This window comes from Clostridium sp. LS, assembly GCF_002760435.1.
Lineage (GTDB): Bacteria > Bacillota > Clostridia > Clostridiales > Clostridiaceae > Clostridium.
The window spans coordinates 1-24,242 of record NZ_AUUU01000010.1 but is presented as its reverse complement, the minus strand read 5'-3'; the positions used below and the strand labels follow the sequence as shown (position 1 = coordinate 24,242).

Below are 24,242 nucleotides of genomic sequence, written 5' to 3'. Positions count from 1 at the left end.
AATACAGAACTCGGCTTATGGCTTATCTCGCATCAAGGTAAATGAACGGTTGAGCGATATATTAATATTGCTTTGCCCACATTTTGCCCACAAAGCAAACAAAGAGGTACTTTTACTTTAATATAAATTTAATTATTTTGTTAAATCTAAAATATTTGAAATAGTTTGGGTCGCTTCTCTATTTAAGTTATCAGTAACGTGCGCATAAATGTCACTGGTAGTTTGCATTAAGGAGTGACCTAATCTTTCTTGAAGAACTTTCATACTTACACCACCTTCTAATAATAAGGTTGCATTAGTATGCCTTAAATCATGCCAACGTATATTTTTTTCTATATTGCAATATTTCATTAATCTTTTTATTCTCTGGAGTAAACTTGAAGGAATTATAAATTTTCCGTTTTCCTGAACTAATAAAAGATTAGGATATTTATCATCAAATTTATTTTTTATATAAAATTCTCCATATTTTATTCGCTTCATCTTCAATATTTTCTTATGATTTTCAATTTTATTACATAGAGAATTACTTATTGGTAGTGTCCTGTAAGATGATTCGGTTTTTAATTTTTCAGACAACACATAAGTATTTTTAACTCTTATTAAAGCCTGACGAACTTTTAATGTTTGTTTCTCAGTATCAATATGCTTATCTAAATCTAAACCGCATAATTCACCACGTCTTAATCCAGTTTCGGATGTAATATCTAAAGCAAGCCTAAATATATAATCTTCATATGAATCTGAATTTACTTTTTGATATATGAGTTTCAATTCTTCTATTGTAAGTATATTAGCTTTAAATTTGGTTCGCTTAGGAGTATCTACAAATCTGCAAGGACTATTATTTATTAATTGTAATTTAACTGCCTTATTAAGAGCACTTCTTAAAATTCCATAATAACTTTGAACAGAAGTTGGAGAAATCAATTTATTAGTATTTACTTTGACTTTTTTTAAATCTCGGATAAATTTTTCAATATGCATAACTTTAATATCGCTAAGTTTAATAGATCCAATCATGGGATTGATATATTTTTCTATTGTTTGCATATATTTATTATAGGTGTTTTCACTTTTTTCGCCTTTTATATAATCATCAATCCACATAAGCATATAATCTTTTAATAGCATATCTGAATCTGATATATAACCACTATTCATTCTGTATAAAACTTCAGTTAATTTAGCTTCGGCTTCTTCCTTGGAACCTCCTCTTTTTTCAATTAATTTGTCATTTTCACGGTAACGATAATACCATATGTTACCCCTTTTTCGTACGCTTCCACGCATAAAAATCACTCCTTGTTTTTAAATAATATTTTTATATAAAATGCTGCATTAATTCACAAACTCTTTTAGGATAAGTGATATTATCACAACATCTATGTTTTTTTATATACTTTAAATACAAATAAGTTGCACATAAATCAGCTTGATACTCTTCTTTTAAATTCATAGTCAATGATGAATTTAAAAGAAGAGTATTTTGATGACCTAAAAAATAATGTGACAGTTCATGAAACAAAGTCACATAGAAATTTTCATCAGATAAATTCTCATTGACAACAATCATTTGTTTATTTGGAGATATATATTTATAAAATCCATTTATATTTTTAGTTAGCGGTTGGGTATTATACTCAACTCTTTTTAAACTTTTAACTATATGAACAGGATTGAGATCATCATAGTCATTAATTACTCCATCAGCAACACTTTGAATATACGAAATCATACTCAAAGCACTCACCCCCAATACAACCATTAAATTAAACTGAAATAAATTACCTATATTTTTTTGGTGTAAATTTCTTTTTATTTTTTATTTTTATAGCTTCAAGTGTAGTTCGAATAGCATTTTCGATAGCAAAATAATCTTCCTCACTTAGAGAATCTTTGTTCTTAGAAAATGACATTGATAATTCATTAATGATTTTTTGGGCTTCATCATCAATATTTTCTTGTTCTTTAATCGAAAGAGAGTAATCTCTTTCTTTTTTTATTTCTTCTATGTTTTCTATTTGTTCATTATCAGAAAGTAAATAATCTACAGTTACACCAAAGAAATCTGCTAATTTTATAAGTGTTTCATTACCTGTACCTTGTAAATTTTTCTCAACCATGCCTATAGTAGAACGACTAACACCAATAGCGTCCGAAAGCTCTTGCTGAGTTAAACCTTTCTTTTTTCTAAGATTTTTTATTTTATCACCTAACATAATAAATTCACCTCTATGACAATTTTATCATAATTAATGACAAAATCAATAGCAACTTTGAGGAAATTAAAGAAAATTAAAGCATGAGAAATATAACTTTGATTTTTGTCATATTTTATGATAAAATAGTAGTTTTGTTTTGTCATGAATTATGACATAATAGAACTACACTAAGACAAAAAATCACCTAATATAACAATTAAATCACCTAATAATACAATTTAATCCAAAGGAGGTAAGAAGAATGAAATTAACACCAATAAGATTAAGAAGATTAAATGTAGGCTTAGACAGTGAGCAGGCTATGAAAGCTCTAAAAATAACTAAAAGTACATTTTATAAATTGGAGCAAGGATGGACAAGCCCTTCACCACAATTAATTAAAAGGCTTGCTGATACTTATAAATGTACAACAGATGAAATATTCAAAGATTTACAAATTACTGGTTAGGAGGAGAAGCTTATGGAATTATACACAATAAAAGAAGCATCTAAAAAATTAAAAATAAATGTGTCTGATACATATAAGCTTATAAAGGCTGGGCATTTACAAGCACTTAAACTCGGAGCACTTAAAATCACATCTTTAGAACTTGAAAGATTTATTATAAATGCAAGTGGAAAAGACTATTCAGATTTAAATAATGTTAAGGAATTATTGGTGTCGCAACAAAATTAATTCTATTCATCATTTGATGTTTACATAAATAAAAAAGTAAGGAGAAGAGAAGTATGAAAAAACCAATTACACCAAAAGTAAGAGAAGCTGTACAAAAAGTAACAGAAGTTGTTCTAGAAGAGAATAAAGAAGTTGATTTATTTAAGATCATTGAAATCTTAGAAAAAGAGTATAATATCAAATTCTTTAACATGGAGGTATTGCAAAAACTTATTAAAGAAGCGTTACAAGAAATAGTATTTATATATTGCTAATAGGAGGAATTATAAATGGATAAGAGAGGAGAGCAGCTAAGAGAGAATATGCATAAGGCTATTGAAAAATACAGTGATATGACTTGTAAAGAAGTAGTACAAGCAAGTCAAAAACTAGATAGGTATATGAATGAACATTGTTCATATAAAAATAATTAAAAATTGAGAGGAGAACTAAAATATGAAATCAACAGGAATAGTAAGAAAAGTAGATGAACTTGGAAGGATTGTAGTTCCAATAGAGCTAAGGAGAACTTTGGACATTGGAGAAAGGGATGCATTAGAAATCTTTGTAGATGGAGACCAAATAATCTTAAAGAAATATGAGCCAGCATGTATATTCTGTGGCGAAGGTAAAGATGTAATTAACTATAAAGGTAAAAACATTTGTAAAAACTGCTTAAATGAAATTAGAAAGTAGGAAAGCTTATGATTACTAGAATTATAAGTAAAAAAGATGTAATCAAACAGTTAGAATCTTTGAAAGAAAATGCTGAATGTATGGCAAGTATTGAAGATGCGGATGAAGTGTTTACTAAAGATGTTATAGCTCTTAGTGCAGCTATTGATTGTGTTAAGAAAAGAAGAAGAGAAGATGTATACATCATAAAGGGAGCGGTTTTATTAACAATAGTAATATTAGCTCTAATACTTTTATTCTGGAATATGGCTTAGAGGCAATATTATGACAGGAAAGTGTATTGATTGTAATTTGTATTGGAACATAAGCATAAAGCAGAATATTCCTTCAGGAGGCTATATATGCCCAAGATGTACTGCAAAAAATAACAAATTGAATGAAAAGGACAAGCTACATAAGAAAAGTAGTGTGAATAAAAATGTTAAAAAATTACAAAAGAGAATATAAAAAAACTGACTATGATTGGGGAAACAATCATAGTCAGTAAGCTATACATTTAGTAATAACTTCTGTAAAAATAGTATACCAAATGTATGGCAAAAAATCAATAAAATCAAGGCTTTGAGACTTGATAAATCTATTAACTTTAGGACAGAAATAAAAAATATTTAGCATTAACAGAAGAGTGAAAGAGAGGTTATAGATATGCCCTACATCATGAGTATAACTAATGCTGGTAAAACAGTAGAGGTGGAAAAATATTACACACTTAGATATAAAGCTAAAGGTGTAAAAAGAGGAGAAGTTGTAAATCCAACTAGTGAAGATCAAAAAGATATAAATCTAAAATTAGCAGAGAAAAAATTAAGACATAGAATAAATGCAAATTTTGGAGAAGGAGATTTTCATACTGTATTTGATTATAGAAAAGATGAAAGACCAGATACAAAAGAACAGATGCGAGAAGATATAGATAAAGCTCTTAGAGAACTAAGAAAAGAATATAAAAAACAGGGTAAGGAATTTAAGTATATACATGTAATGGAAGTTGGAAGTAAAGGTGCAAGACACCACCATTTAGTTATAAATTACATAGATACTAAAATACTTCAAAAATGTTGGACAAAGGGAAGAGTTAAAGTATTCCCTTTGGATGAAACAGGTCAGTATGCAGAATTAGCAGCTTATCTTATAAAACAAACAAGTAAAAGTAAAGAACTTCAAAGTAAGAGATGGAATTGTAGTAAAAATTTAATAATACCAGAGCCAAACAAAATAATCATAAGTACAAGGGAATGGTATAGAACTGTACCACAAGCAAAGAAAGGATATTATATAGACAAAAATTCCATATACAAAGGAGTTAATAAATTTACAGGTTACGGATATTTCAAATATACAATAATAAAAGTTCCTGAAAAGGAAGTGAAAAATGAATGAGCTATTTAACCAATATAAGAAGAGATGGAGAAATAAGAAGGTTAAAAACCAAGTGCGAACATGCAAGTGAAGAGCTTGAAAAAATAGATAAGGCTATAAGAGATTGGGATTTAACACTTGATGAGCAAAAAGACGAGCTTAGAGAGTGGGTTGACTCATTAAGGGAATATTTAAGCCAGGAATAGGAGGAATTATATGTTATCAGCAACAGAAGCACAAGAACAAAGATATTTGTTCCAATGGGCGGGATATCATGAACAAAAATTTTCAGAGTTACGTTTGCTGCATCACATTCCAAACGGTGGAAGAAGAGATAAAAAAGAAGCAGCATCATTAAAACGTCAAGGAGTAAAGGCTGGTGTTCCAGATTTAGCTTTACCTTCACCACATGGTGGATTCTTTGGACTTTATATTGAACTTAAAGCTGGTAAAAATAAAACCAGTAAAGTTCAAAATGAATGGATAGAGCTATTAAAAGAACAAGGATATTTTGTTTCAGTATGTTATGGGTGGAGAGAAGCTGCAGATGTAATTGAAAATTATTTATCAAAGCCAAGGACAGAAGTAATAAGGGAAATGGTATCAGGAGAATTAGCGGAGGCTAAAAGAGATGAAGTATAAGCAAAAATTTACACTTCATGAACTTATGAAGAAAACTGTCAAGGATATAGAGCGAAAAAAGGCAATTAGAAAAAGAAGGTCAAAGACAAGCATCAATGCATAGTTTTGAAAACATGCGAAAAGTTCAGAAGAGAATATCTCATGGTAGATATTAAATTAAAAAATAAATAAGAGAAGAGGATCAGTAATTATGAGTATGCAAGTTATTTCAATTATTAATCTTAAAGGCGGAGTTGGTAAAACTATGAGCAGTATAAACATTGCTCATATACTAGCAACAGCCCACGATAAAAAAGTTTTATTAATAGATAATGACAGTCAGAGCAATACAACAAAGCTTTTTAATTTATATGACGAAGAAGAGCCAAGCATTTCAGATATTATGAATGAAAGTGTTGATATAGAGGATGTAATAGTTCCAACTCAATATAAGAATTTAGATTTGATCCCAGCTAATATGAGTTTATTAAAAGCAAATGAGCATTTAATAAAAAATAGTAGTAGTTTCAAAGGAATGATATTAAGAAACGCATTAGAGAAGATAGAGGGCGAATATGATTATTGCGTCATAGATAATTCACCAGGAATAAATATTAGTGTAATTAATGCATTAATATCAAGTAATGATGTTTTAATACCTATCAAAATAGATAAATTTGCTTTTGATGGGATGAAAGAATTAATGGATCAGATAGAAAACGCAAAGAAAATTAATCCAGGATTAAAATTAATAGGTTGTTTTGTAACCCAATTTAGCAGAAATAAAGTGAATCAGCAGGGAGAAGAGTTTTTAAACAATCAAGCTAAATATCCAATGTTCAAGTCACATATTAGAAAAACTGTAAAGATAGATGAAAGCTCATTTGAAAGCAAGCCGATTTTAGAGTGTTCAAAAAGATATGCTGCAGCTAAAGATTATTTAGAGCTTGTAGAAGAATATTTAAAAATTCAAGAGGTGTAGATCATGGGAAGAGCTGAAGATAGAAAAATGAGAAAAAGAGTAGATAAGAAAATTGGAAAAGGTGCAGTTGAGAAGATGGCAGCCAATTTAAATCAGGAAGTAATTAATTGGCAGGTAAATAGTAGATGTCAAAAGTTTGAAAGTTATCTTATAGATTCAGTTATAGAAGCCATGAAAAGAAATGGATTAAACAATGCTCAGATTAAAAGAATAAGTGATGATATAGAGTTGATCCTAAGAAAGAAGGTGCATGGAGTTGAGTAATTTTAAAAGAGGTTATTTAAATTCAGAAGAAAGAAATTTTTATATGATTTCTAAGTCGTTCATTCAAATGATAAATGGAGAAAGAAACCTAAATAATAAAATGACTAATGAAATATGGGTTGAATGGTCAAAAAAAGGTATGTTCACACAGTTGATGCAAAAAAGTATTAAGTTGGTAAAGACTTATTTAACCAAGTTTTGTGAAGAGATAGAAGAAAATATAGATGAAGCTGAAAAAGCAAAATTAAAAAAACAATTATTAAAATTTGATTATAGATTAGTAGATGATTATACAGTTCAAAAGTTGTATAGAGATTATAAAGATAAACTTAAATATATTGTTATGGAAAGAGAAAAATTTGATCCAATAATAGAGGAACTAGCTGAAATTAAATGTGTTGGTTGTAAATGTGATTATAAGACATGCTTCTTATATAAGGCATTTGATGATATAAGCCTTGTAAGAGTAGATGAAGAGGAGAATTGTCCATATGCTGTAGATTTATCAAAATGCAAGCCAGAAGAAGTAAAAAGAATTGAAAAAATAAAGGAAAATTTAAAAGTTAAAAATCAATTTAGAAAATAAAAATGTGTCCGATTCGGACACATTTAAGGAGTGAGAATATGAGTGATAGCTACAAATTGAAATTTAAGCTTTATGACAAAAAGAAAAATATGATAGTTGATTATATGGAGTGCAGTATAGCAATAGCAGATGGAACAGTCCAGAGCTTTGATAAAAAAGGAAACTTACAGGGAACAGCAGAGAATGTTCATTTAATACCTATTCAGTATGCTAATAAAAATACCATAGACGACAAAGAGATATATAAAGGTTTCGTTATAGAGAGAAGAGCTGGAGTGCCAGGTGAAGAAGATATAACAGGAGTTGTTGATTTTATGGAATGTGCCTGGTGGATTGTAAATCATAAAGAACAAAGAGCAGTTAATTTATTTAGTGAAACTGCAATAGATAAGATTATAGGAAACATATATCAAAATCCAGAATTAAAAGAGCAGTTCATGTGAGGTGAAAAACATGGGATTTAATATGTTAGAGCTATTGAATAATAGTTCAGAAGAAAACAAAAAATCTGAGAAGGTTGCCAGGTTCAAAACTATTCAAATAAATGTTAATGATCTAATACCTTCAGGAGAAAATTTTTATTCTACAGCTGAAGAGGAATTGAAAAGTTTAAAGGATTCTATTGAAATATTTGGAGTTCAACAAAATTTAGTAGTTAAGAAGGTAGATGGTGGAAAATATGAAATAATTGCAGGGCATAGAAGATATTTAGCATTAAAAAAGTTACTTGAAGAAGGAAAGCAGCAATTTGAATATGCACCATGTAAAGTTGAGAATGAAGAAGATTCTATTAAGGACAAGCTATTATTATTAATAACAAATTCCACTGCAAGGCAGCTTACAGATTGGGAAAAAACTCAACAGGCAGAGAAGCTAAAAGAGCTGCTAATTGAATATAAGAAAAAAGATAAATTACCTGGAAGAGTAAGAGAAATAATAGCGGATATATTGAATACTTCACCTACACAAGTAGCAAGAATGGAGAGCATATCTAAGAATTTAACGGAAGATTTTAAACAAGAATTTAAAGAAGAAAAAGTAAATATTTCAACTGCCTATGAACTTTCTAAATTACCACAGGATCAACAAGAAGAAATATTAAAAGAGTATGAGGAAAAGGGAAATATATCTATAAAAGATGTTAAAGAAAAAATAGAAGATTTACCAATTCAGAAAGGTTATGAAGAGGAGAATGCTCTAGCAATTATTGATAATGATATTGTTGATACCAAAACAGGAGAAATAGTAGAGCGGAAGATACCTAACTATCTGGCAAAGAAAATGATTGACAGAATTAGAGAAATGAATATTGATGAGTTAGCAGATTTCATATGTGATAGGTGTAATGGTGGTGGCGGCTGTGCTGGAATTTGTGATCTAGCCATTACATGTACAAGCGATAATAAACATCAAACATGTGTAAATTGGTTAAATACTCAAACATAGAATTAAGCTTGCAGGACTGGGAGTGTTAGTAGCAGGGATTACAATAGCTAATGTTAAGGTTACTGCAATAAATAAACTGAAGAGGGAAATAAAAGCCCTCTTCAAGAACATGATTTAAAGGATGATTAAATGGACTATGAGGATAAATATAGAGAAGAAGTTAACATATTAAATTCTATAGAAAAAAGATATTCAATATTACAGGAAAATGATATTACAGAAGCATTTAAATTGATGAAGGATAGCCTACAGGCATATAACAGATGGAGCTATATAAGGTGTGAATATAGAAGATTACTTAAACGTGGAGAAAAACCAGAGGAGAAGGACAGGCTAGAAGATATATGCAGATATTTAAAAGAGGTTCATACAAACGCTAGAATAATTTGGAGATTTGCAAAAGAAGATTTAAGAGGTAACAAAGAATATTAAAATATTAGTCTAAATTTAAGGATGTGATTTTATGGGATCTAATAGAGCATGGAACAAAAATGAGATTAATTTTTTAAAAGAAAATTGGGGAATGAAGTCAATTAAATGTTTAGCAGTAAATTTAAATAGAACTGATGTAGCAATTGTAATTAAGGCTCAAAAGATAGGTTTAGGGAGTTTTATTCAAAGTGGAGAGCAACTTACCTTCAGACAATTATTAAGTGCTTTAGGATTGGAAAGTAGTTATTCATGGATGAAAGAAAAATTTGTAAGCAATGGATTACCTACAGTAACTAAAATAGTAAAAACGAAAAGAGTGCTAAAAGTTGATTTAGATCAGTTTTGGAAATGGGCAGAGAAGCATAAGCAATTATTAAATTTTTCTAAATTTGAAGAGGGAACACTTGGAGAAGAACCTTCATGGGTAAGTGAAAAGAGGAAGGCAGATAAAAGCAATCCAACTAAAAGAACACATAATAAACCTTGGACTAAATCAGAAGATTCACTATTGATAGAAAAGACTAAATCATGCAGGTATACATATAAAGACTTGGCAAAGGAATTTAATAGAACTGAATGTGCTATAAAAAGACGGTTATATGATTTAGCAGTCCCTTATAGACCAGTACCATTGGATAATCAAATAAAATGGACTTCTGAAGAGAATGCATTAATGATAGAGCTTCATAATAAAGGCTATGACAATTATGCAATAGCTCAGATATTAAATAAAACTCATTTGAGTATAAGCGATAGATTGAAGAAAGTTAATATTTAATCAAATTTATGTTGGAGAGGATGAGGAGCTGATGGAAGATACATTATTATTTAAGATTAATAACAGTCTTAATTGGGTAGAAGTTCATAGTACAAGCGAAGGGTATAAAATAATTAGCTTTATACCTGAACGTGGAAAGATAGAAAGTGAATATGAGAATTCAGAAAGATTTAATAATAAATCAAATTGGAATCTAAATATGATAGCAGAGCATGGAGAACTTGAAAAGCAGGGAATTATAAAAACAATTAATTGTGAAGAGGAATTTAAAGTGGATTTAATGGAAGGATTAAAAGCAGTAGATCCTACAATAACAGAAAACATTACAGATGCATATTTAACTTGTGGTGATAATGCGGAAGTAGTATTAGCTTTGAAATTTAATGAAAATATGAGTGAAGAGCATAGACGATTACTTGCAACTTGTATAGCAACAACATTTATTAAAGACATGGCAGCCAATAAAGAATTTGGTGAAAAGCTAAATGGAATGCAAATTGAAATATTAAAAAATTAATGCAGAAAAGGTGTGATGAAGTGGCAATAGGATTGATAGACATTGATAGTAAAATTCCTAACTTAGCACTTATGAAATTAAGCAACTATTATAAAAGTTTAGGTGAGGAAGTTGAATTCGTACAACCTAATAAGCAATATGAAAGGATATTTGCCAGTGCTATTTTTACTAGAAGTAAAGAGATATGTTTAAAGCTCCAGGAGCAATATGGAGATAAGATTGAAATTGGCGGCACTGGCTTTGATGTTAATAAAGAACTTGATCCAGTAATAGAGAATATGAAACCTGACTACAATCTGTATACTGCTGAAATGATTGCAGCACGTATGCGAGGAATAATGACTAAGCAACGCAAAACGGAAAAGGCAACTGAAATAGTCAATGCAGGCATGGGATTTACTAGTAGAGGTTGTGTAAGGGAATGTGGATTTTGTTTTGTACCAAAGAAGGAGGGCAAATTTCATAATGTAGCTGAAATTAAAGACATTATAAATCCTAAATCAAATGTAATCATACTTCATGATAATAATCTTACAGCAGATCCTAATTGTATAGATAAGCTTAAAGAAATTAAAGAACGAAAACTCATAGTTGATATTAACCAAGGCTGTGATGTAAGACTAGTAAATGATGATATAGCAAAGGCTTTAAGTGAAGTAAAGCACCTTAGAAGTGTCCACTATGCTTGGGATTTAATGGGGTATGAAAGCCAGGTACTTGATGGAATAAAAGTGTTGCTTAAGTATATGAAAGCTTGGAGACATATGTGCTTCATGTTGGTGGGGTTTAACACTAGCTTTGAAGAAGATATGTACAGATTTAGAAAACTCGATGAAATGGGAATAAGACCATATGTAATGGTATATAACGACAAAAAAGATATTAGATTAAAACATTTTGAAAGATGGGTTAATTCAAGAATTTGCAAAGCATGTGAGTGGGAAGATTATGAACCTTGGGTACGTGATCAAGTAATAGCGAATCAGATTAGTTTTCAATTATAGAAAGTTTGGTAAATTTAAGGCTAGAGTATGTAGATTACAGGAGGATTTAGATATGACAAATTATGAAGTTTATTTTGGGACAAAAGAGAGGGCGGTGGATTCTTTAGCTTTGCTTCTTGAATTCCCTGACCATCCAAGGAAAGAAGTAAGAGAGTTTCAGAAAGAAGTTAAAGATACAGGTGCGATTAAATGGCTAGAGAGTGAATGTACAAACCAAAGATGGTGGAAGAACGAACCAATTACAAGGAATAGGTAATACTTAAAGATGAAGGAGCGTTAAAACATGTTAGAAATATTAAAATATATATTTTCGAGTGGATGGATATTCATAGGAACAGTAATTATTATATATGTGGTTGGAGAAGTAATTAGTACTATTGTAACTAATATATGTAGAACTATAATTGCTTGCAAAAGTGTCAAATATAGCAAGGATACAAATATAAGAATTGAATAATACTGAAAAGGGTGGAGTAAATGAATGAATATGATGACATAAATGATTATATTGAAGATTGTACAAGATTTAGAATCAATCCTACTAAAGAGCAGCTGATAAATTGGTGTAATGAGTTAGGAATGAAAATAAAAAGTAAAGATACAAAGGATATTGTAATAGATAAATTATTAGAGAATGGTATCACATGGATGGATCTTTATAATAAATACAAACATGCTGCTTATGGAATACATCCATCAATATTTAATAATAAATTCAATGTTACAAAGTATCAAAGAGAAAAGATGGTTAAAACAGGCTTCTTAGAGATAATGTATTATCAGTATGACAAAATAATGCCAGGCATTCATTCGAATGTACCTTATTATTCAGCAGAACAATATTTTTCTCTTACCATAGAAGATATTGAAATTTGGAAACAAAAAAATATTAGGGGATATAAGAAAGATCATGATAAATGAAAAACTTGAAATTATAATAACAAGATGGTTTAAATGTGAAATAACAGGTGATGAAGCTATGTCTCAAATAGTTAAAAGTTTAGCTGAAGAGGAAAGGAGTAAAGATGAAATTATTAATGCATGTACTAAAGAAAAATCATAAATTATCAATCGATAATGAAACGCTGCCAATTAAAGAAATATCAGAAAAGCTTAAGGAAGAGTTTTATGAAGTAATAAAAGCCTTGAACAATTACAATAATGATAAAACATTATTAAATTTAAAAGAAGTCATAAGAGAAACATTTGATGTGATACAGATTTGCATTCTTATTTTATGGAGATGTCATAAAAAAGCTTTAGATTTGGACGAGCCTAATTTAATTCAGGATATTAATTTAGAGCATAAAGATAAACTTATTTCAGGTAGAGGCTGGATTGCTGAAACTGGAATTGAAATTGATGTAAAAGAGTAGGTGAAGAGGTATGAAAAATAAGGATGTAATAATAGAAAGTTTTAATCAGGTCAATGTTAGCAGAATGAAGCTGCCTTTTATAGTTATATATGATCATCCTATCGATTATATTAATAGCTATGTAGCAAGATTATTTGATGTTAATAAACCAACCAATATAGTTATTTTAAGTGATGATTTAGAAACATTAAGAAGAAAAATACCTGAAGGGATGGTTAGATTTGATAGGCACAAAGAAGATGATGAAAAGATAGTTGAATCGTATTGTTAATATATAAAACAAAAGCACATTAGAGCATCTAATAATTTGGGAGATCATTAATACTCTAATGTGCAGATCCTTCAAACATTATATCATAAAATATGTTGAAGGAGTAGTGAGCATATGAAGAAGGATCATATTAGAGATTATGCAACAGAGGCATTTAGATTTTATGCGTTAGTAGGTATGTCCGCTATAGAATATAGAGAAAAAATAAGGAATGAAGCTATAAATACAGTAGTTAAGAGAATGGGAAAAGGTACAAAAGGTGGAAGTCCAACAGAAGCACAACTTATTTATGCAGATAAAGCAATTGAAGAAAAACTAAGTGAAATACAAGATTTAGAGGCAGTGGAAAAAACAATGAAAGAATTTGAAGCTGATGTATTTACGAGAATTACAATATTACCTTTAATTAAAGCGGTATATTTTACTGAAGCTGATAAAGAAATAAAAAAAGGTGAGATAAGAAATAGAGTTATAAAAGCGTGTAGTGATTTAAGTATAAGCGAAAGTACTGCATACAGATATTTAAAGAGAGCTAGACTTTTATTCGCACATAATAGAGGGTTAAGAGCTGGAGAGGTGGAAAGAATTAATTATTATTAAAAAGTTGACAGTAGTAAGACCATGTCAAGTGATATACTGTATATAGTGGTTGAAAAACCAACAAACAAAAGATAAAACTGATTCCTCTTAATAAAAAGATATTTATATTTTTATAGATATCTTTTTATTATGTCTGGAGATCCAGAAGGGACGTGATTACTTATGATGAAACCACCTATTACTCGAATGGGAGGAAAAAGCAAACTAAGAAAGACAATTATTGAAATGATTCCAGAGCATACGTGTTATGTAGAATTGTTCTTTGGAGCTGGCTGGGTGTACTTTGGTAAAGAAAAAAGCAAGGTAGAAGTAATTAATGACATTGATAAGGAATTAATAAACCTATTTAAAATGATTAAGCACCATGCTCCAGAAATAGAAAGACAACTAGAATATGAATTCTCAGGGCGGGATATATTTGAAGAATATAAGCACTGTACCTTAGAATACCTCACAGAAATACATAGAGCTGTGAGGTTTTTATATTTAATAACACAAAGCTTTGCAGGTAAAGGAAATCATTACGGATATGGAACAAATACAAAACCATCACCACAAATATTCTACAAGAACGTGCTACAGGAGTTAAAAGAAAGACTGAGAAACACGTATGTTGAAAACTTATCATTTGAAAAAGTGATTGATAAGTATGATAGAGAGTATTCTTTTTTCTTTTGTGATCCACCTTATTGGGAAACAGCAGGCTATGGAAATAGTTTTGGTGAAAAGGAACATTTATTATTAAGAGATAAACTTACAAATATTAAAGGAAAATTTCTTGTAACAATTAATGATCATCCTGCAGTAAGAGAATGGTATAAGCAATTTAAAATAAAAGAGGTTGAGGTTAATTATTCTATATCCAGAGAGAGTAAGGCAAGAGGAAAGTATGCAGAATTAATAATTACTAACTACTAAATAAAAGAAGGTGAAGAGGTTGCCAACTTATAAGTGTTATACAAGATGGAACAAAGCTAATCTAATATGTTTATGTAAGGTTGGCAATCCTGCTTGTGATAGGTATAAGACTTGTGACATAGATAAATTAAGACTAAATAAATATGAGGGGATAAAAGAATGTTTTAAAAATAGTGAAAGAAAAAAATAAACAGTTAATAAATACTATGTGCTGTCTCGGTTCAAATCCGAGCACTAATATTATTAAGAATATATTAGAGGACGTTAAAGCGTACTGACTTGCTATTATCCAATATAGCAGATACATGCATGGGATGCAGGGCGCATAAGGATAAGGTGGTAACATGGCTAGGCATAGCGAAATATATAAAACAAAAGAATGGAAGAAAGCAAGAGCGTATGTAATAGCTAGAAGTAATGGACTATGTGAGAGGTGCAAGAAGAAAGGTAAGATAGTACCTGGTAAGATAGTACATCATAAGAAGTGGTTAACAGATGAGAATAAGAATGATTGGAATGTTGCCTACGATCCTAATAACTTAGAATACATTTGCAACGATTGCCATGAAGAAGAACATGATAGAAGTATTGGACTACAAAAATTTTTAATCCCCCCGGGGTAAGCTGAATTTTTGAGATCTTAAAAGACCGTATAGGGGAGCTTCTTTTTCACTCGAGGGTTGCACGCATGAGGGGTGTGGTATGAAGGAAGGTGTAGATAATGAAAGATGATATTTTATCGGAAGAAATTGAAAGACAACAAAGGATTTTACTAAAGAAAGAAAAAGAAAAAAGAATTAAAAAAGAGATTAATAGGCTTAAAAAATTGTTTAAAGATATGCCAGAAAATACTATGGATAAAGTATCTTCTTTAGTAAAAAATGCTGCTTTCATGACAGTTACGTTAGAAGATCTTCAGGAAACAATAAATTGTGAAGGAACAGTTAGTGAATATAAAAATGGGGAGAATCAGTTTGGTACAAAGAAAAGTCCAGAGGTTGAAATATATAATACTATGATAAAAAATCACATGGGAATAATGAAACAATTAACTGATCTCATGCCAGAAGAACCAAAGAAAAAAACAAATGAAAATGACCAATTGTTTAAAATAATAAATCGTGGTAAGAATGGCTAAAACAAAGATTGAAGTTCCACAATATATAAAAGAGTGGCATGACTATGTTTCAGCAAAACCTAAAAATCATGGAAAAGATATTAAAAAGCTCAAAAAACTAATTGAGAAACTTCTTAAAAGTAAAACTGTATTTTATGATGATACAGATGTTGAAGCATTTATTGATTTCTGTAGATTAGTAAAACATAGAGAAGGTCGTTGGGCAGGGCAGCCTTTAGAATTAAGCATTGAACAAAAATATATTGCAGCATGTGTATTTGGATTTAAAATATATGATACTGAATTAAACATGGTAGTAAGATATTTTAAGGAAATGGCTTTATTAGTTGCTAGAAAGTGGGGGAAAAGCACATTTGTTTCAGCTATAGCTGACTTTATGCTGATGTGTGATAGAGAACCAGCTGCACAAGTGTGGTGTCTTGCAACACAAAAGCAACAAGCAAGTATAGTATATGAAGCAGCTAAAAACTTTGCTTTAAGTAGTGAAGCTTTAAAACCTCATGTAAAAACTAGACGAGATAAAGATAATTCAGAAATGTTTTTATTCCCTGCTGGAAATAGTTATATGAAGGCAGGCAGTAAAAACAGTAATTCACAAGATGGATTAAATCCTCATTGTGTTGTTATCGATGAAATGCATGCTATAAAAGATAGAAATACCTATGATGTATTTTCATCTGCCATGGGAGCTAGGACACAACCTTTAATCTTTATTATTAGTACTTTTGGATTTCAAAGAGAAGGTATTTTTGATAGTGTACTTGAAAGATGTGAAGCTGTTCTAAATGGTGAAAGTAAAGAAAGACTTTTCCCAATAATATTTAGAATAGATGAAGATGATAAAGTAGAAGATAGAAAGTGTTGGGTGAAAGCTAATCCAGGCTTAATTGAAGCTAGACCAACAATGAGTTATCTTGAAGGTGAATATCAAAAAGCTTTAAAAGATCCTGCTCAAATGCCATCATTCTTAGCAAAACATTTAAATAGAGCAAGCTCTATGAGCGTAGTTTATTTTAATTTACAAGATGTAGATAGATGTGCTATTGATATGAACTTGGATATGATACAGGATAAATATGCAGCAGGTGGAGCTGATTTAGCAGAGACAACAGATTTATGTTGTGCTTCAGCATTAATACCTATGAATGGAAAATTATATTTATTCCAAAAATATTTCATAGCAAAATCTAGAATTGAACAAAATTCAAAGGCTGATAAAATGGCATATGAAAGTTTTTGTAATACTAATGCACTCGATCCACTTAACAATGAATTACTCAAAGTATGTGAAGGAAGTCTAGTTAAAAAAAGCGATATTACTGAATGGTTTCTTGAATTATCAGAAAAATATCAAGTTACATTTTGGAAAATTGGTGCTGATAGATGGCACTTTGATGAATGGAGCGAAGATATGGCTATGAATGGATTTCCGTTAGAAAACAAAGAAGGTCGAGGGGTATTATTTCCAGTAGCCATGGGTGCAAAGAGTTTATCAGAGCCTATGAAAGAAACTAGAGTATTGTTTGAAGATGAAATAATACAGTTCAGTAGGCATAATGGTTTATTTAGATGGTGTACCACAAATACTGCTGCTAAAATAACAATGCCTAATAATGATATACAACCAGATAAATCAAAATCAAAGGCACGTATTGATGGATATGTGTCTTTTTTATGTGCTTATATTGCTTATACAAAGTGCAAAGATATGTTTGAACAATATCAGTGATGTGAAAGGAGGTGAAAAACATAGGATTATTCAATAGTTTAGCAAACTTTTTTCAAAAGGATAAACTCACAGCTGCAAAACTTATAAATTTACTTAATCAAGGCTATTCCATACTTCAAGTAAATAGACAATTGTATGATATTCCTGAAGTAAGAACAGCTATAAACTTTGTAGCTGAAAAAATAGCAAGCGTACCGTTTTACCACATAAGAGGCGATACCGAAGGAAATATGACAATGGTTAATGATAGTTTTCAATATGTGTTGAATGTAAGGACTAATAAGTATCAATGTCCACAAGTATTTTGGACACAGATGATCACAATTTACCTCGTGGCTAACAATGCTTTTGCTATGCCAGAGTGGAATGATAATGGAACTTTAGCTGCTATGTATGTACTTCCATTTACACAATTTGAATTTACTCAAGATGAAAATGGAAAGTTAATAATTGTATTCAATGGGAATCTAAATTATTCATTTTATTATGACGATATCATTCATTTGCAGAGGTTTCCAACTTTCAAAGGTGGTGCACCTAAACAGGCTACAGGCAATTATACAAAAATAGTTGGTACTATGCAAAATCAAGCGGTTGGAGATAGTGAAACAAGCGGAAGAATATCAGCATTGTTACAAGTTAAATCACAATTAAAATCATCAGATATGGAAAAGAAGCTTAAGGAATTTAAAGATACTTTTTTAACTGCTGAAAATACTACTGGTATGGGAATGATAGGGGCTGAGTACGAGTTATTACCTTATAATTTCAAGAACAGTCCATTAAACACTGAGTTATTAACTGAGGTGATAAAACAACTTTATAATTACTTCGGACCATCTTATGAAATTATAAATGGTACAGCTGGAGAGCTTGAGTATGAACAGTTTATTGATAATAAAGCGAAACCTATTATTTATCAGATTGAAGAGGAACTGACATATAAATTGTTTTCTAGTAATGAAATATACTTCAATAACAAAATACAGGCTGAAACTGTTGATTTGGAAATAAGTACATTGGCAGCAAAGACAGCATTTTATAAGGAAATGGTGTATGGAACAATTATGAACAGAAATGAAATAAGACGGAGACTTGGAATGCCAAGAGGTCCGGCTGAACTTGATAAATTCCTTGGGAATAAGAACTTTGAAACACTTGAGCCAGGAATTTATGAAGTTGGTGGAACACTAGATAACCCTGATGATGGGAAGTAAAGGAGGAAATTAATTTGGAGGATAAAGAAAAGAAATCACCGTTAACAGCTCAAAATAAAAGAAAAGTTAATTTTGAAAATGCAAAATCTAAATTTAGAGCTGCTACAGAAGAAGTAAATGGACAACAAGTCAGAGTACTAAAAGGATATCCAATATTATTTGATGTTTATGGACATCCAAATATGGGAAGTAAGTGGGTAGAAAAAATAGACAGAAATGCTTTGGCTACCGTTGATTTTTCTAACTTAGTTATATTGTTTAATCATGATACTTCAATGGTATTAGGCAGATATGGCAAAAATCTTACTGCGGTTATTGATGATGTAGGTTTATTTGTAACAGTAACGTTAGGAAATACTTTTTTAGATGATTATGTTTATGACAGAGTAGAAAGAGAACTAGTGGATGGAATGAGCTTTTGGTTTGATAATCAATCAATGGTTGCAACTGATTGGGCTAATAAGATTGATGTTGTTACAAAAATCAATGCAGTGTATGAAGTGAGTATTGTGACTTTTCCTGCCTATGAAGAGACAGTTGTAATTACTGCAGATGGAACAGATCCAAAACCAACACCGCCACCTGAAGAAGAAGTACCACAAGATCCAACACCAGAAGATGTACAGGAACAGGTAACTGCTAATAACGAAGCAACAAAACAAGCTTTATTAAGTTTAATTGAATTAATGTAAGGAGGACATAGATATGAAATTAAGTCAAAAAGAGGCAGCAGAATTAAAGAGGGAACAAACAGAATTAGAAACAAAGAGGTCAGAACTAAAAGCTAAATGTAAAAATCATAGAGATATGACAGTTGAAGAGCTTAATGGTGTAACTGAGAATTTAAGAAGTGTATCAGCGAGACTAGATCAAATTCAAGAACAATTAAAAGATGCACCACAAGTTGAACAAAGAGGAGGATTAGGAATGTTAAAAGATTTAAAAGGGAATGAAATAACAGAAGAAAATTACAGATCATCTGCAAAATACAGAGATGCATTTTACAGGAGCTTCTTAAATAACAAAGTTAGTGAAGAAGATTCCGAGATAATGGCTTTTGGTAAGAGAGCAGCTACTAATGGTATGAATGGAGATGGAGTTACAACAGGAAGTGAATACTTAGTACCAGAGACAACTCTAAATAATGTTTATTCTGTAATTAAGCAGTATGGTAAATTATACAGTGCTATAACTAAGTTTGGATTTACAGGTGATGTTGCATTACCAATAGGTACAGCAGATGCACCAACAACTAATGATGAAGGAATAACAAATTTAACATTTACCTTTACAGAGGTAAAAATAAGCCAAATGGCAGTTGTAGCAACTATAACAGTTAAAAACTTATTGCTTAGAAATAGCATTCCAGCTTTTGAAAAGTATTTATCAATGGAAATAGGAAAATATATTGGTATACTTTGTGAGAATTATGTATTAAACGGATCATTGTCAAACAGTACTTTTGAAGGAATTATTACAGCTTTAAAAACTACTCCTTCAGCAGCAAAAACTTATTCTGAATTAGATTGGAAGGGAATAGCTGGAATAATGGGTGGAGTAGAGAGTCCATACGGAGATAATGCGACGTGGGTAATGAAGAGAAGTACATTCTTCAATAGATTTTTCGCATTAACTGATTCTACAGGAAAACCTATTGTTACAGTTACACCACTAATTCAAGGTCAACCTGGTCAAGATAATTATGGTTCAGCAACACCATATTTAATAGCAGGACAACCTGTGATATTTACATCTCAAATGCCTGATACAGACGGAATACTTTATGGAGATTTAAGCACATATGTGGTAAATGAATCAGAATCATTCACTATAGAATCAAATACTTCAGAAAAGTTCAGTGAAGATAAAACAGTGTGGAGAGGTAAATTATATAGTGGTGGTAAAGGAACATTCCCTAAAGAAACGTTTGTGTATTATTCTTATAGTGCATCTTAAGAAAGGAGCGGTAATTAATGGCTAAAGCTAAAAATGTGACAGAAAATATAGTGATTGAAGATGCTAATGTAGTAATTGAAGATGCTGCGGAAATCAAAAGAGACGAAACAGTGATATACTTCAAGGCTATTAAACCATTAACAACCCAAGAACATAAGAATCTACATGAGAAAATAGAAGTTGAGATGAAAAAATCGGGACTAAAAGTTATTTTAGTCCCTTTTCTCGTAGATTTAGTTGATAGTCAGGGTTAGAAAGGAATTAATGTGTATGAATGATGAAGAAATACTTGAAAAAGTTAAGATAGGATTAGCAGTAGATGGAGATTACACCGATGATACGCTTAAAATAAAAACAATGGCAGTAAAACAATATATGTTAAATGCTGGTGTAAGCCAAAGTGCTCTTGAAACTGATTTAGGGATTGCAACTCTAACTATAGGTGTTAATGATATATGGTCATTAGAATCTGGTGAAATTAAATTTTCTTTTGCTTTTGATATGTGCCTTATGCCTCAATTAAAAGCTATTAGTATATGATGGTGATGTTATGGTAGAAAGGTTAGATAAGAAAATTGAGGTGTGGGGAAAAGTTGAAGTACATGATGAAGAGTTAAATGAAGACACATTTCAAGATGCAAAAATAAAAGATAAGCCTATATGGTGCAAAATTATACCACAAACAGGTTCATTGCAAAAGCAACAAGCTAATACAATGCTATCCAGTGTAACACATAAAATTAAAGTTAGGTATGGAGCAGGTAAGGATATTACCCAAGATATGTGGCTAATACATCAAGGGCATAGATTTGATATTAAGTATATATTAGATCCTTATTTTGCTCATCAGTTTCTTGAAATATTCTGTGAGGAGATTATAGGAGGATAGTATGAGTAGAGATGGGTTTGATTTTAGTGAGTTAACTAAATTTGAGAAAAAATTAGCTGAAAAAGCCAATGATACTATGCCAAAAGAAAGTAGAAAATTTATAAAAAAACAAGCTAATAATCTTAACAAAAAAAATAAAACAGTTTTTAAAAGTAAAGGAATAGGTCAAGAAACAGGAAATTTACTTAAAGGATTCAAATCAGGTAAAGCTTATAAATATAGAGGTGTTTGGTCTGCAAGAGCTTTTAATAATAGCCCACATGCTCATTTACTTAATGATGGTTTTATGTGGAAACCACATAAAAGCGTTGCGAAAGGACAATCTCATAAGCAAACTGGCGAAGAAAAATTTATTCCTGGATTTCATTTCATGGAAGAGGCTGCTAAAGCATTTGAAAGTGGCTTCTATTCAGATGTTGAAGACTGGTTATATGAAGTATTTGTAAAGGGGTTGTAACATGATTACACTGAAACAAATAAATAAGGCTATAAATAATACAATAAAATCTGCATTGGCAAATACTGAGTTTGCTGATGTTAAAATTATATCAGAAGATACCGCAGAAGCATTAAAAAAAGAGACAGATGGATCATATATAAATGTTATAAGACCATCTATAAAAGTTACATTTGATACTACACAATCAGGAAAATTTAATAGTCAATTAAAAGAAAGAACCCTTCCAGTTAGGGTTTATTTTTTTGCAAAAGATAAGAACAAGCCAAAGCTGGACAATTTAGGAATGCAGGACTTATTAGAAAATGCATTCTTGGAGGATTTGAAAGTTACAGATACATTCTATATGCCAATTGTAGAGGATGGAGATATACAAAGCACTACAACTGATGGTGTTTTACAAACAACTTTTGATTTATATTCTCTTGAAGAAATCTATGATGATTCAAATTTAGAGAATATCGAAGAATTAAACTTCAATTTAAATTTAGAAGAATAGGAGTGATTATATGGAAGTTACAACGCCAAACATTGATGTATCTTTTCGCCAAAAGGCAGGTACTCTTGTTGACAGAAGCGAAAGAGGCTACGCAATATTGATTATTAGAGATAATACAAATAAAGCATTTAATTATATAGAATACGATATTGTAACTGATGTTAAGGAGGATGATTATACAGAATCTAATTACAAATATATTAAAGATATATTTACATTTGCACCTTATAAAACTTGCATAGTTAGGATAGATGTAGCAGGAGAAAGTACATCTCCAACTATTGCAGATGCATTAAATATTGTTTCTCAGAATGTTAAAACTGGTTGGATTACTATTGCAGATGGAACACAAGAGGAATATAACACATTGGCAAGTTGGACAAAGACTAAGGAGATTATGGAGAAAAAGACCTATAAATCTGTAGTTTATAAAGCAACTGCTCCTGACTCAAAGCATGTTGTTAATTTTTATAATGACAAGGTAACATTTGTAGATTCAAGAGGAGAAGAAACAGGAGAGAAATATTGCCCAAGTTTAATTGGTATTTTAGCAAAATGCAATATTAGCCAAGGATGCAATTATTTCAAATGTACAAATCTTAGTAAAGTTACTGAGGTTGATGATAGAAATGCAGCTCTTGGAGCTGGTAAATTTGTTTTAATAAATGATGGTGCTTATGTAAGAATTGCACGTGGTATTAATTCAATGACAACAACAAATGGAACTACTGCAACAGATGATATGAAAGAAATTGAAGTTGTTGAAGCTATGGATCTTATGCAAGATGATATATCAACAACATTTAAAGAAGATTATCTTGGCGGTGGATATAAGAATAAATATGACAATCAGATTTTATTCATTTCAGCAGTTAATGGGTATTTTAAAGAATTAGCAGCAGATGGAACTGACGTACTTGATGGAGAATATGACAATAAAAGTGATATTGATGTAGAGGCGCAAAGAGCTGCATGGATAACTGCTGGAACTTCTGAGGCTTCAAGTTGGACAGACTTGAAAGTTAGACGTACCACATATAAAAGGAGTCTATTTTTAACTGCGAATGTAAAAGTACTGCAAAGCATGGTTGATTTGAAATTCGTAATTAATTTAGCATAGAGGAGGTAGATAAACATGGCTAATCAAGCAATTGCTAATAAAGTCTTAACTGGTAGTAGTGGTAACTTATGGTTTAATGGACAACTATTAGCCACATTGAGTAAAATCAATGCAAAGGTAAAAGGAAACTTTGAAAGCGTTGATTTTTGCGGGGATAACGCAACTTATTCACGTTACAATGGTTGGAGTGGAGAAGGAACATTAGTTGTAAAAAAAATTGATAGCACAATATGGAAGATATGTGCTGATGCTTATAAGTCTGGTGTAATGCCAGATATAAAATTGATATCAAGTTTAACTGATGCAGCAACAGGAAAATCAGAAAAAGTTAGCATAGAAGGAGTTGTAATAACTGAATTTATGTTAGCTGGATATGAATCTAAGAAATTAATTGAAGAAGAATTCCCTTTTAATTTTGGAGATTTTGACCCAATAGAAACTATTTAATATTGGGGCTGTTGCAAAACTAACATAGTTAGTTTTGTAGCGGCTCATTTTTTAGATATA

44 protein-coding genes are annotated in these 24,242 nt (G+C 30.7%); 41 read left to right on the top strand and 3 right to left on the bottom strand.

Annotated elements, in window-relative coordinates:
• Positions 1–132: 132 nt before the first annotated feature.
• Genes COL3_RS02900 through COL3_RS02890 form a run of 3 tightly spaced genes read right to left on the bottom strand, consistent with a single transcriptional unit; the run spans position 133 to position 2,222 of the window.
• Complete coding sequence (locus COL3_RS02900) at positions 133–1,293, bottom strand: tyrosine-type recombinase/integrase (RefSeq protein ID WP_008429587.1); 1,161 nt, start codon at positions 1,291–1,293, stop codon at positions 133–135.
• 31 nt (positions 1,294–1,324) lie between these two features.
• The gene (locus COL3_RS02895; protein WP_008429586.1) at positions 1,325–1,738 is read right to left on the bottom strand and encodes an ImmA/IrrE family metallo-endopeptidase; all 414 of its coding nucleotides are present in this window, start codon (positions 1,736–1,738) and stop codon (positions 1,325–1,327) included.
• 49 nt (positions 1,739–1,787) lie between these two features.
• Positions 1,788–2,222, bottom strand: coding sequence for a helix-turn-helix transcriptional regulator (locus COL3_RS02890; protein WP_008429584.1), 435 nt, complete (start codon positions 2,220–2,222; stop codon positions 1,788–1,790).
• Between the two features lie 244 nt (positions 2,223–2,466).
• Here COL3_RS02890 and COL3_RS02885 point away from each other — a divergent pair, with 244 nt between their 5' ends.
• The 41 genes from COL3_RS02885 to COL3_RS02700 all read left to right on the top strand — a co-directional run bounded on the left by COL3_RS02885 (position 2,467) and on the right by COL3_RS02700 (position 24,182).
• Positions 2,467–2,673, top strand: a complete 207-nt coding sequence (locus tag COL3_RS02885) for a helix-turn-helix transcriptional regulator (RefSeq protein WP_008429581.1) — start codon at positions 2,467–2,469, stop codon at positions 2,671–2,673.
• 12 nt (positions 2,674–2,685) lie between these two features.
• On the top strand, positions 2,686–2,901 hold the full coding sequence (locus COL3_RS02880) for a helix-turn-helix domain-containing protein (RefSeq protein WP_008429579.1): 216 nt from the start codon (positions 2,686–2,688) through the stop codon (positions 2,899–2,901).
• Positions 2,902–2,954: 53 nt separating this feature from the next.
• Positions 2,955–3,155, top strand: coding sequence for a hypothetical protein (locus COL3_RS02875; protein WP_008429578.1), 201 nt, complete (start codon positions 2,955–2,957; stop codon positions 3,153–3,155).
• A 15-nt stretch (positions 3,156–3,170) separates the two neighbouring features.
• Positions 3,171–3,314 carry an aspartyl-phosphate phosphatase Spo0E family protein gene (locus COL3_RS02870; protein WP_008429575.1) on the top strand — a complete coding sequence of 48 codons (144 nt, stop codon included), beginning with the start codon at positions 3,171–3,173 and terminating at the stop codon, positions 3,312–3,314.
• Between the two features lie 22 nt (positions 3,315–3,336).
• Positions 3,337–3,576: an AbrB/MazE/SpoVT family DNA-binding domain-containing protein gene (locus COL3_RS02865; protein WP_008429573.1), complete on the top strand. Its 240-nt coding sequence runs from the start codon at positions 3,337–3,339 to the stop codon at positions 3,574–3,576.
• A gap of 8 nt (positions 3,577–3,584) precedes the next feature.
• Positions 3,585–3,830 (top strand): hypothetical protein, encoded by a 246-nt coding sequence (locus COL3_RS02860; RefSeq protein WP_008429571.1) that lies wholly within the window; start codon positions 3,585–3,587, stop codon positions 3,828–3,830.
• 10 nt (positions 3,831–3,840) lie between these two features.
• Positions 3,841–4,023, top strand: coding sequence for a hypothetical protein (locus COL3_RS02855; RefSeq protein ID WP_008429568.1), 183 nt, complete (start codon positions 3,841–3,843; stop codon positions 4,021–4,023).
• 210 nt (positions 4,024–4,233) lie between these two features.
• Positions 4,234–4,956: a hypothetical protein gene (locus COL3_RS02850; protein WP_242982091.1), complete on the top strand. Its 723-nt coding sequence runs from the start codon at positions 4,234–4,236 to the stop codon at positions 4,954–4,956.
• Entirely contained in the window at positions 4,953–5,141 is a 189-nt protein-coding gene (locus tag COL3_RS02845) for a hypothetical protein (RefSeq protein ID WP_008429565.1), read from the top strand. Before COL3_RS02850 ends, COL3_RS02845 begins: the two co-directional genes overlap by 4 nt.
• A gap of 10 nt (positions 5,142–5,151) precedes the next feature.
• Entirely contained in the window at positions 5,152–5,577 is a 426-nt protein-coding gene (locus COL3_RS02840; RefSeq protein ID WP_008429564.1) for a VRR-NUC domain-containing protein, read from the top strand.
• A gap of 190 nt (positions 5,578–5,767) precedes the next feature.
• Positions 5,768–6,538: a ParA family protein gene (locus tag COL3_RS02835; protein ID WP_008429562.1), complete on the top strand. Its 771-nt coding sequence runs from the start codon at positions 5,768–5,770 to the stop codon at positions 6,536–6,538.
• Positions 6,539–6,541: 3 nt separating this feature from the next.
• Complete coding sequence (locus COL3_RS02830) at positions 6,542–6,802, top strand: hypothetical protein (RefSeq protein ID WP_008429561.1); 261 nt, start codon at positions 6,542–6,544, stop codon at positions 6,800–6,802.
• Complete coding sequence (locus COL3_RS02825; RefSeq protein WP_008429560.1) at positions 6,795–7,388, top strand: DUF5651 domain-containing protein; 594 nt, start codon at positions 6,795–6,797, stop codon at positions 7,386–7,388. Before COL3_RS02830 ends, COL3_RS02825 begins: the two co-directional genes overlap by 8 nt.
• A gap of 38 nt (positions 7,389–7,426) precedes the next feature.
• Complete coding sequence (locus COL3_RS02820) at positions 7,427–7,831, top strand: YopX family protein (protein ID WP_008429559.1); 405 nt, start codon at positions 7,427–7,429, stop codon at positions 7,829–7,831.
• Positions 7,832–7,841: 10 nt separating this feature from the next.
• Positions 7,842–8,834, top strand: coding sequence for a ParB/RepB/Spo0J family partition protein (locus COL3_RS02815; RefSeq protein WP_008429558.1), 993 nt, complete (start codon positions 7,842–7,844; stop codon positions 8,832–8,834).
• Between the two features lie 129 nt (positions 8,835–8,963).
• The gene (locus COL3_RS02810) at positions 8,964–9,266 is read left to right on the top strand and encodes a hypothetical protein (protein WP_008429557.1); all 303 of its coding nucleotides are present in this window, start codon (positions 8,964–8,966) and stop codon (positions 9,264–9,266) included.
• A gap of 31 nt (positions 9,267–9,297) precedes the next feature.
• Positions 9,298–10,044: a hypothetical protein gene (locus COL3_RS02805; RefSeq protein WP_008429556.1), complete on the top strand. Its 747-nt coding sequence runs from the start codon at positions 9,298–9,300 to the stop codon at positions 10,042–10,044.
• Between the two features lie 31 nt (positions 10,045–10,075).
• A complete protein-coding gene (locus COL3_RS02800) occupies positions 10,076–10,561 on the top strand; it encodes a hypothetical protein (protein ID WP_008429553.1) in 486 nt (161 codons plus the stop codon).
• Positions 10,561–11,565 carry a hypothetical protein gene (locus tag COL3_RS02795; protein ID WP_008429551.1) on the top strand — a complete coding sequence of 335 codons (1,005 nt, stop codon included), beginning with the start codon at positions 10,561–10,563 and terminating at the stop codon, positions 11,563–11,565. Before COL3_RS02800 ends, COL3_RS02795 begins: the two co-directional genes overlap by 1 nt.
• 52 nt (positions 11,566–11,617) lie before the next feature.
• On the top strand, positions 11,618–11,821 hold the full coding sequence (locus COL3_RS02790; protein ID WP_008429549.1) for a hypothetical protein: 204 nt from the start codon (positions 11,618–11,620) through the stop codon (positions 11,819–11,821).
• 27 nt (positions 11,822–11,848) lie between these two features.
• Positions 11,849–12,022, top strand: coding sequence for a hypothetical protein (locus COL3_RS28530; protein ID WP_008429547.1), 174 nt, complete (start codon positions 11,849–11,851; stop codon positions 12,020–12,022).
• A gap of 20 nt (positions 12,023–12,042) precedes the next feature.
• Positions 12,043–12,486 (top strand): hypothetical protein, encoded by a 444-nt coding sequence (locus tag COL3_RS02785; protein WP_008429545.1) that lies wholly within the window; start codon positions 12,043–12,045, stop codon positions 12,484–12,486.
• Positions 12,476–12,628: a hypothetical protein gene (locus tag COL3_RS28525; RefSeq protein ID WP_008429543.1), complete on the top strand. Its 153-nt coding sequence runs from the start codon at positions 12,476–12,478 to the stop codon at positions 12,626–12,628. Before COL3_RS02785 ends, COL3_RS28525 begins: the two co-directional genes overlap by 11 nt.
• Positions 12,591–12,941, top strand: coding sequence for a hypothetical protein (locus tag COL3_RS02780; protein WP_008429541.1), 351 nt, complete (start codon positions 12,591–12,593; stop codon positions 12,939–12,941). Before COL3_RS28525 ends, COL3_RS02780 begins: the two co-directional genes overlap by 38 nt.
• A gap of 10 nt (positions 12,942–12,951) precedes the next feature.
• The gene (locus COL3_RS02775; protein ID WP_008429539.1) at positions 12,952–13,212 is read left to right on the top strand and encodes a hypothetical protein; all 261 of its coding nucleotides are present in this window, start codon (positions 12,952–12,954) and stop codon (positions 13,210–13,212) included.
• Positions 13,213–13,326: 114 nt separating this feature from the next.
• Positions 13,327–13,812, top strand: coding sequence for a hypothetical protein (locus COL3_RS02770; protein WP_008429537.1), 486 nt, complete (start codon positions 13,327–13,329; stop codon positions 13,810–13,812).
• Positions 13,813–13,974: 162 nt separating this feature from the next.
• Positions 13,975–14,730 carry a DNA adenine methylase gene (locus COL3_RS02765; protein ID WP_008429535.1) on the top strand — a complete coding sequence of 252 codons (756 nt, stop codon included), beginning with the start codon at positions 13,975–13,977 and terminating at the stop codon, positions 14,728–14,730.
• 19 nt (positions 14,731–14,749) lie between these two features.
• Positions 14,750–14,920 (top strand): hypothetical protein, encoded by a 171-nt coding sequence (locus tag COL3_RS28520; RefSeq protein WP_008429533.1) that lies wholly within the window; start codon positions 14,750–14,752, stop codon positions 14,918–14,920.
• A 154-nt stretch (positions 14,921–15,074) separates the two neighbouring features.
• The gene (locus COL3_RS02760) at positions 15,075–15,353 is read left to right on the top strand and encodes an HNH endonuclease signature motif containing protein (protein ID WP_008429532.1); all 279 of its coding nucleotides are present in this window, start codon (positions 15,075–15,077) and stop codon (positions 15,351–15,353) included.
• Positions 15,354–15,451: 98 nt separating this feature from the next.
• Positions 15,452–15,868, top strand: coding sequence for a hypothetical protein (locus COL3_RS02755; protein ID WP_008429530.1), 417 nt, complete (start codon positions 15,452–15,454; stop codon positions 15,866–15,868).
• Positions 15,861–17,597 carry a terminase TerL endonuclease subunit gene (locus COL3_RS02750; RefSeq protein ID WP_008429528.1) on the top strand — a complete coding sequence of 579 codons (1,737 nt, stop codon included), beginning with the start codon at positions 15,861–15,863 and terminating at the stop codon, positions 17,595–17,597. Before COL3_RS02755 ends, COL3_RS02750 begins: the two co-directional genes overlap by 8 nt.
• 11 nt (positions 17,598–17,608) lie before the next feature.
• Positions 17,609–18,814, top strand: a complete 1,206-nt coding sequence (locus tag COL3_RS02745; RefSeq protein WP_008429525.1) for a phage portal protein — start codon at positions 17,609–17,611, stop codon at positions 18,812–18,814.
• A 14-nt stretch (positions 18,815–18,828) separates the two neighbouring features.
• A complete protein-coding gene (locus COL3_RS02740; RefSeq protein ID WP_008429523.1) occupies positions 18,829–19,506 on the top strand; it encodes an HK97 family phage prohead protease in 678 nt (225 codons plus the stop codon).
• Positions 19,507–19,519: 13 nt separating this feature from the next.
• Positions 19,520–20,770: a phage major capsid protein gene (locus COL3_RS02735; protein WP_008429520.1), complete on the top strand. Its 1,251-nt coding sequence runs from the start codon at positions 19,520–19,522 to the stop codon at positions 20,768–20,770.
• A gap of 17 nt (positions 20,771–20,787) precedes the next feature.
• A complete protein-coding gene (locus COL3_RS02730; RefSeq protein WP_008429518.1) occupies positions 20,788–21,024 on the top strand; it encodes a hypothetical protein in 237 nt (78 codons plus the stop codon).
• A 16-nt stretch (positions 21,025–21,040) separates the two neighbouring features.
• Positions 21,041–21,310 (top strand): hypothetical protein, encoded by a 270-nt coding sequence (locus COL3_RS02725; RefSeq protein ID WP_008429516.1) that lies wholly within the window; start codon positions 21,041–21,043, stop codon positions 21,308–21,310.
• Positions 21,311–21,320: 10 nt separating this feature from the next.
• On the top strand, positions 21,321–21,659 hold the full coding sequence (locus COL3_RS02720) for a phage head closure protein (protein WP_008429514.1): 339 nt from the start codon (positions 21,321–21,323) through the stop codon (positions 21,657–21,659).
• A 1-nt stretch (position 21,660) separates the two neighbouring features.
• A complete protein-coding gene (locus tag COL3_RS02715; protein WP_008429513.1) occupies positions 21,661–22,116 on the top strand; it encodes an HK97 gp10 family phage protein in 456 nt (151 codons plus the stop codon).
• A 1-nt stretch (position 22,117) separates the two neighbouring features.
• On the top strand, positions 22,118–22,615 hold the full coding sequence (locus COL3_RS02710) for a DUF6838 family protein (protein WP_008429511.1): 498 nt from the start codon (positions 22,118–22,120) through the stop codon (positions 22,613–22,615).
• Positions 22,616–22,625: 10 nt separating this feature from the next.
• The gene (locus COL3_RS02705; protein ID WP_008429510.1) at positions 22,626–23,735 is read left to right on the top strand and encodes a phage tail sheath C-terminal domain-containing protein; all 1,110 of its coding nucleotides are present in this window, start codon (positions 22,626–22,628) and stop codon (positions 23,733–23,735) included.
• Between the two features lie 15 nt (positions 23,736–23,750).
• Positions 23,751–24,182, top strand: a complete 432-nt coding sequence (locus tag COL3_RS02700) for a phage tail tube protein (RefSeq protein ID WP_008429508.1) — start codon at positions 23,751–23,753, stop codon at positions 24,180–24,182.
• Positions 24,183–24,242 lie beyond the last annotated feature (60 nt).

What these genes read in the sequence shown, in the direction of transcription:
- COL3_RS02900 (WP_008429587.1), bottom strand. Translation starts at nt 1,293, where the DNA reads ATGCGTGGAAGCGTACGAAAAAGGGGTAACATATGGTATTATCGTTAC.
- COL3_RS02895 (WP_008429586.1), bottom strand. Translation starts at nt 1,738, where the DNA reads ATGATTTCGTATATTCAAAGTGTTGCTGATGGAGTAATTAATGACTAT.
- COL3_RS02890 (WP_008429584.1), bottom strand. Translation starts at nt 2,222, where the DNA reads ATGTTAGGTGATAAAATAAAAAATCTTAGAAAAAAGAAAGGTTTAACT.
- COL3_RS02885 (WP_008429581.1), top strand. Translation starts at nt 2,467, where the DNA reads ATGAAATTAACACCAATAAGATTAAGAAGATTAAATGTAGGCTTAGAC.
- COL3_RS02880 (WP_008429579.1), top strand. Translation starts at nt 2,686, where the DNA reads ATGGAATTATACACAATAAAAGAAGCATCTAAAAAATTAAAAATAAAT.
- COL3_RS02875 (WP_008429578.1), top strand. Translation starts at nt 2,955, where the DNA reads ATGAAAAAACCAATTACACCAAAAGTAAGAGAAGCTGTACAAAAAGTA.
- COL3_RS02870 (WP_008429575.1), top strand. Translation starts at nt 3,171, where the DNA reads ATGGATAAGAGAGGAGAGCAGCTAAGAGAGAATATGCATAAGGCTATT.
- COL3_RS02865 (WP_008429573.1), top strand. Translation starts at nt 3,337, where the DNA reads ATGAAATCAACAGGAATAGTAAGAAAAGTAGATGAACTTGGAAGGATT.
- COL3_RS02860 (WP_008429571.1), top strand. Translation starts at nt 3,585, where the DNA reads ATGATTACTAGAATTATAAGTAAAAAAGATGTAATCAAACAGTTAGAA.
- COL3_RS02855 (WP_008429568.1), top strand. Translation starts at nt 3,841, where the DNA reads ATGACAGGAAAGTGTATTGATTGTAATTTGTATTGGAACATAAGCATA.
- COL3_RS02850 (WP_242982091.1), top strand. Translation starts at nt 4,234, where the DNA reads ATGAGTATAACTAATGCTGGTAAAACAGTAGAGGTGGAAAAATATTAC.
- COL3_RS02845 (WP_008429565.1), top strand. Translation starts at nt 4,953, where the DNA reads ATGAGCTATTTAACCAATATAAGAAGAGATGGAGAAATAAGAAGGTTA.
- COL3_RS02840 (WP_008429564.1), top strand. Translation starts at nt 5,152, where the DNA reads ATGTTATCAGCAACAGAAGCACAAGAACAAAGATATTTGTTCCAATGG.
- COL3_RS02835 (WP_008429562.1), top strand. Translation starts at nt 5,768, where the DNA reads ATGAGTATGCAAGTTATTTCAATTATTAATCTTAAAGGCGGAGTTGGT.
- COL3_RS02830 (WP_008429561.1), top strand. Translation starts at nt 6,542, where the DNA reads ATGGGAAGAGCTGAAGATAGAAAAATGAGAAAAAGAGTAGATAAGAAA.
- COL3_RS02820 (WP_008429559.1), top strand. Translation starts at nt 7,427, where the DNA reads ATGAGTGATAGCTACAAATTGAAATTTAAGCTTTATGACAAAAAGAAA.
- COL3_RS02815 (WP_008429558.1), top strand. Translation starts at nt 7,842, where the DNA reads ATGGGATTTAATATGTTAGAGCTATTGAATAATAGTTCAGAAGAAAAC.
- COL3_RS02810 (WP_008429557.1), top strand. Translation starts at nt 8,964, where the DNA reads ATGGACTATGAGGATAAATATAGAGAAGAAGTTAACATATTAAATTCT.
- COL3_RS02805 (WP_008429556.1), top strand. Translation starts at nt 9,298, where the DNA reads ATGGGATCTAATAGAGCATGGAACAAAAATGAGATTAATTTTTTAAAA.
- COL3_RS02800 (WP_008429553.1), top strand. Translation starts at nt 10,076, where the DNA reads ATGGAAGATACATTATTATTTAAGATTAATAACAGTCTTAATTGGGTA.
- COL3_RS02795 (WP_008429551.1), top strand. Translation starts at nt 10,561, where the DNA reads ATGCAGAAAAGGTGTGATGAAGTGGCAATAGGATTGATAGACATTGAT.
- COL3_RS02790 (WP_008429549.1), top strand. Translation starts at nt 11,618, where the DNA reads ATGACAAATTATGAAGTTTATTTTGGGACAAAAGAGAGGGCGGTGGAT.
- COL3_RS28530 (WP_008429547.1), top strand. Translation starts at nt 11,849, where the DNA reads ATGTTAGAAATATTAAAATATATATTTTCGAGTGGATGGATATTCATA.
- COL3_RS02785 (WP_008429545.1), top strand. Translation starts at nt 12,043, where the DNA reads ATGAATGAATATGATGACATAAATGATTATATTGAAGATTGTACAAGA.
- COL3_RS28525 (WP_008429543.1), top strand. Translation starts at nt 12,476, where the DNA reads ATGATAAATGAAAAACTTGAAATTATAATAACAAGATGGTTTAAATGT.
- COL3_RS02780 (WP_008429541.1), top strand. Translation starts at nt 12,591, where the DNA reads ATGAAATTATTAATGCATGTACTAAAGAAAAATCATAAATTATCAATC.
- COL3_RS02775 (WP_008429539.1), top strand. Translation starts at nt 12,952, where the DNA reads ATGAAAAATAAGGATGTAATAATAGAAAGTTTTAATCAGGTCAATGTT.
- COL3_RS02770 (WP_008429537.1), top strand. Translation starts at nt 13,327, where the DNA reads ATGAAGAAGGATCATATTAGAGATTATGCAACAGAGGCATTTAGATTT.
- COL3_RS02765 (WP_008429535.1), top strand. Translation starts at nt 13,975, where the DNA reads ATGATGAAACCACCTATTACTCGAATGGGAGGAAAAAGCAAACTAAGA.
- COL3_RS02760 (WP_008429532.1), top strand. Translation starts at nt 15,075, where the DNA reads ATGGCTAGGCATAGCGAAATATATAAAACAAAAGAATGGAAGAAAGCA.
- COL3_RS02755 (WP_008429530.1), top strand. Translation starts at nt 15,452, where the DNA reads ATGAAAGATGATATTTTATCGGAAGAAATTGAAAGACAACAAAGGATT.
- COL3_RS02750 (WP_008429528.1), top strand. Translation starts at nt 15,861, where the DNA reads ATGGCTAAAACAAAGATTGAAGTTCCACAATATATAAAAGAGTGGCAT.
- COL3_RS02735 (WP_008429520.1), top strand. Translation starts at nt 19,520, where the DNA reads ATGAAATTAAGTCAAAAAGAGGCAGCAGAATTAAAGAGGGAACAAACA.
- COL3_RS02730 (WP_008429518.1), top strand. Translation starts at nt 20,788, where the DNA reads ATGGCTAAAGCTAAAAATGTGACAGAAAATATAGTGATTGAAGATGCT.
- COL3_RS02725 (WP_008429516.1), top strand. Translation starts at nt 21,041, where the DNA reads ATGAATGATGAAGAAATACTTGAAAAAGTTAAGATAGGATTAGCAGTA.
- COL3_RS02720 (WP_008429514.1), top strand. Translation starts at nt 21,321, where the DNA reads ATGGTAGAAAGGTTAGATAAGAAAATTGAGGTGTGGGGAAAAGTTGAA.
- COL3_RS02715 (WP_008429513.1), top strand. Translation starts at nt 21,661, where the DNA reads ATGAGTAGAGATGGGTTTGATTTTAGTGAGTTAACTAAATTTGAGAAA.
- COL3_RS02710 (WP_008429511.1), top strand. Translation starts at nt 22,118, where the DNA reads ATGATTACACTGAAACAAATAAATAAGGCTATAAATAATACAATAAAA.
- COL3_RS02705 (WP_008429510.1), top strand. Translation starts at nt 22,626, where the DNA reads ATGGAAGTTACAACGCCAAACATTGATGTATCTTTTCGCCAAAAGGCA.
- COL3_RS02700 (WP_008429508.1), top strand. Translation starts at nt 23,751, where the DNA reads ATGGCTAATCAAGCAATTGCTAATAAAGTCTTAACTGGTAGTAGTGGT.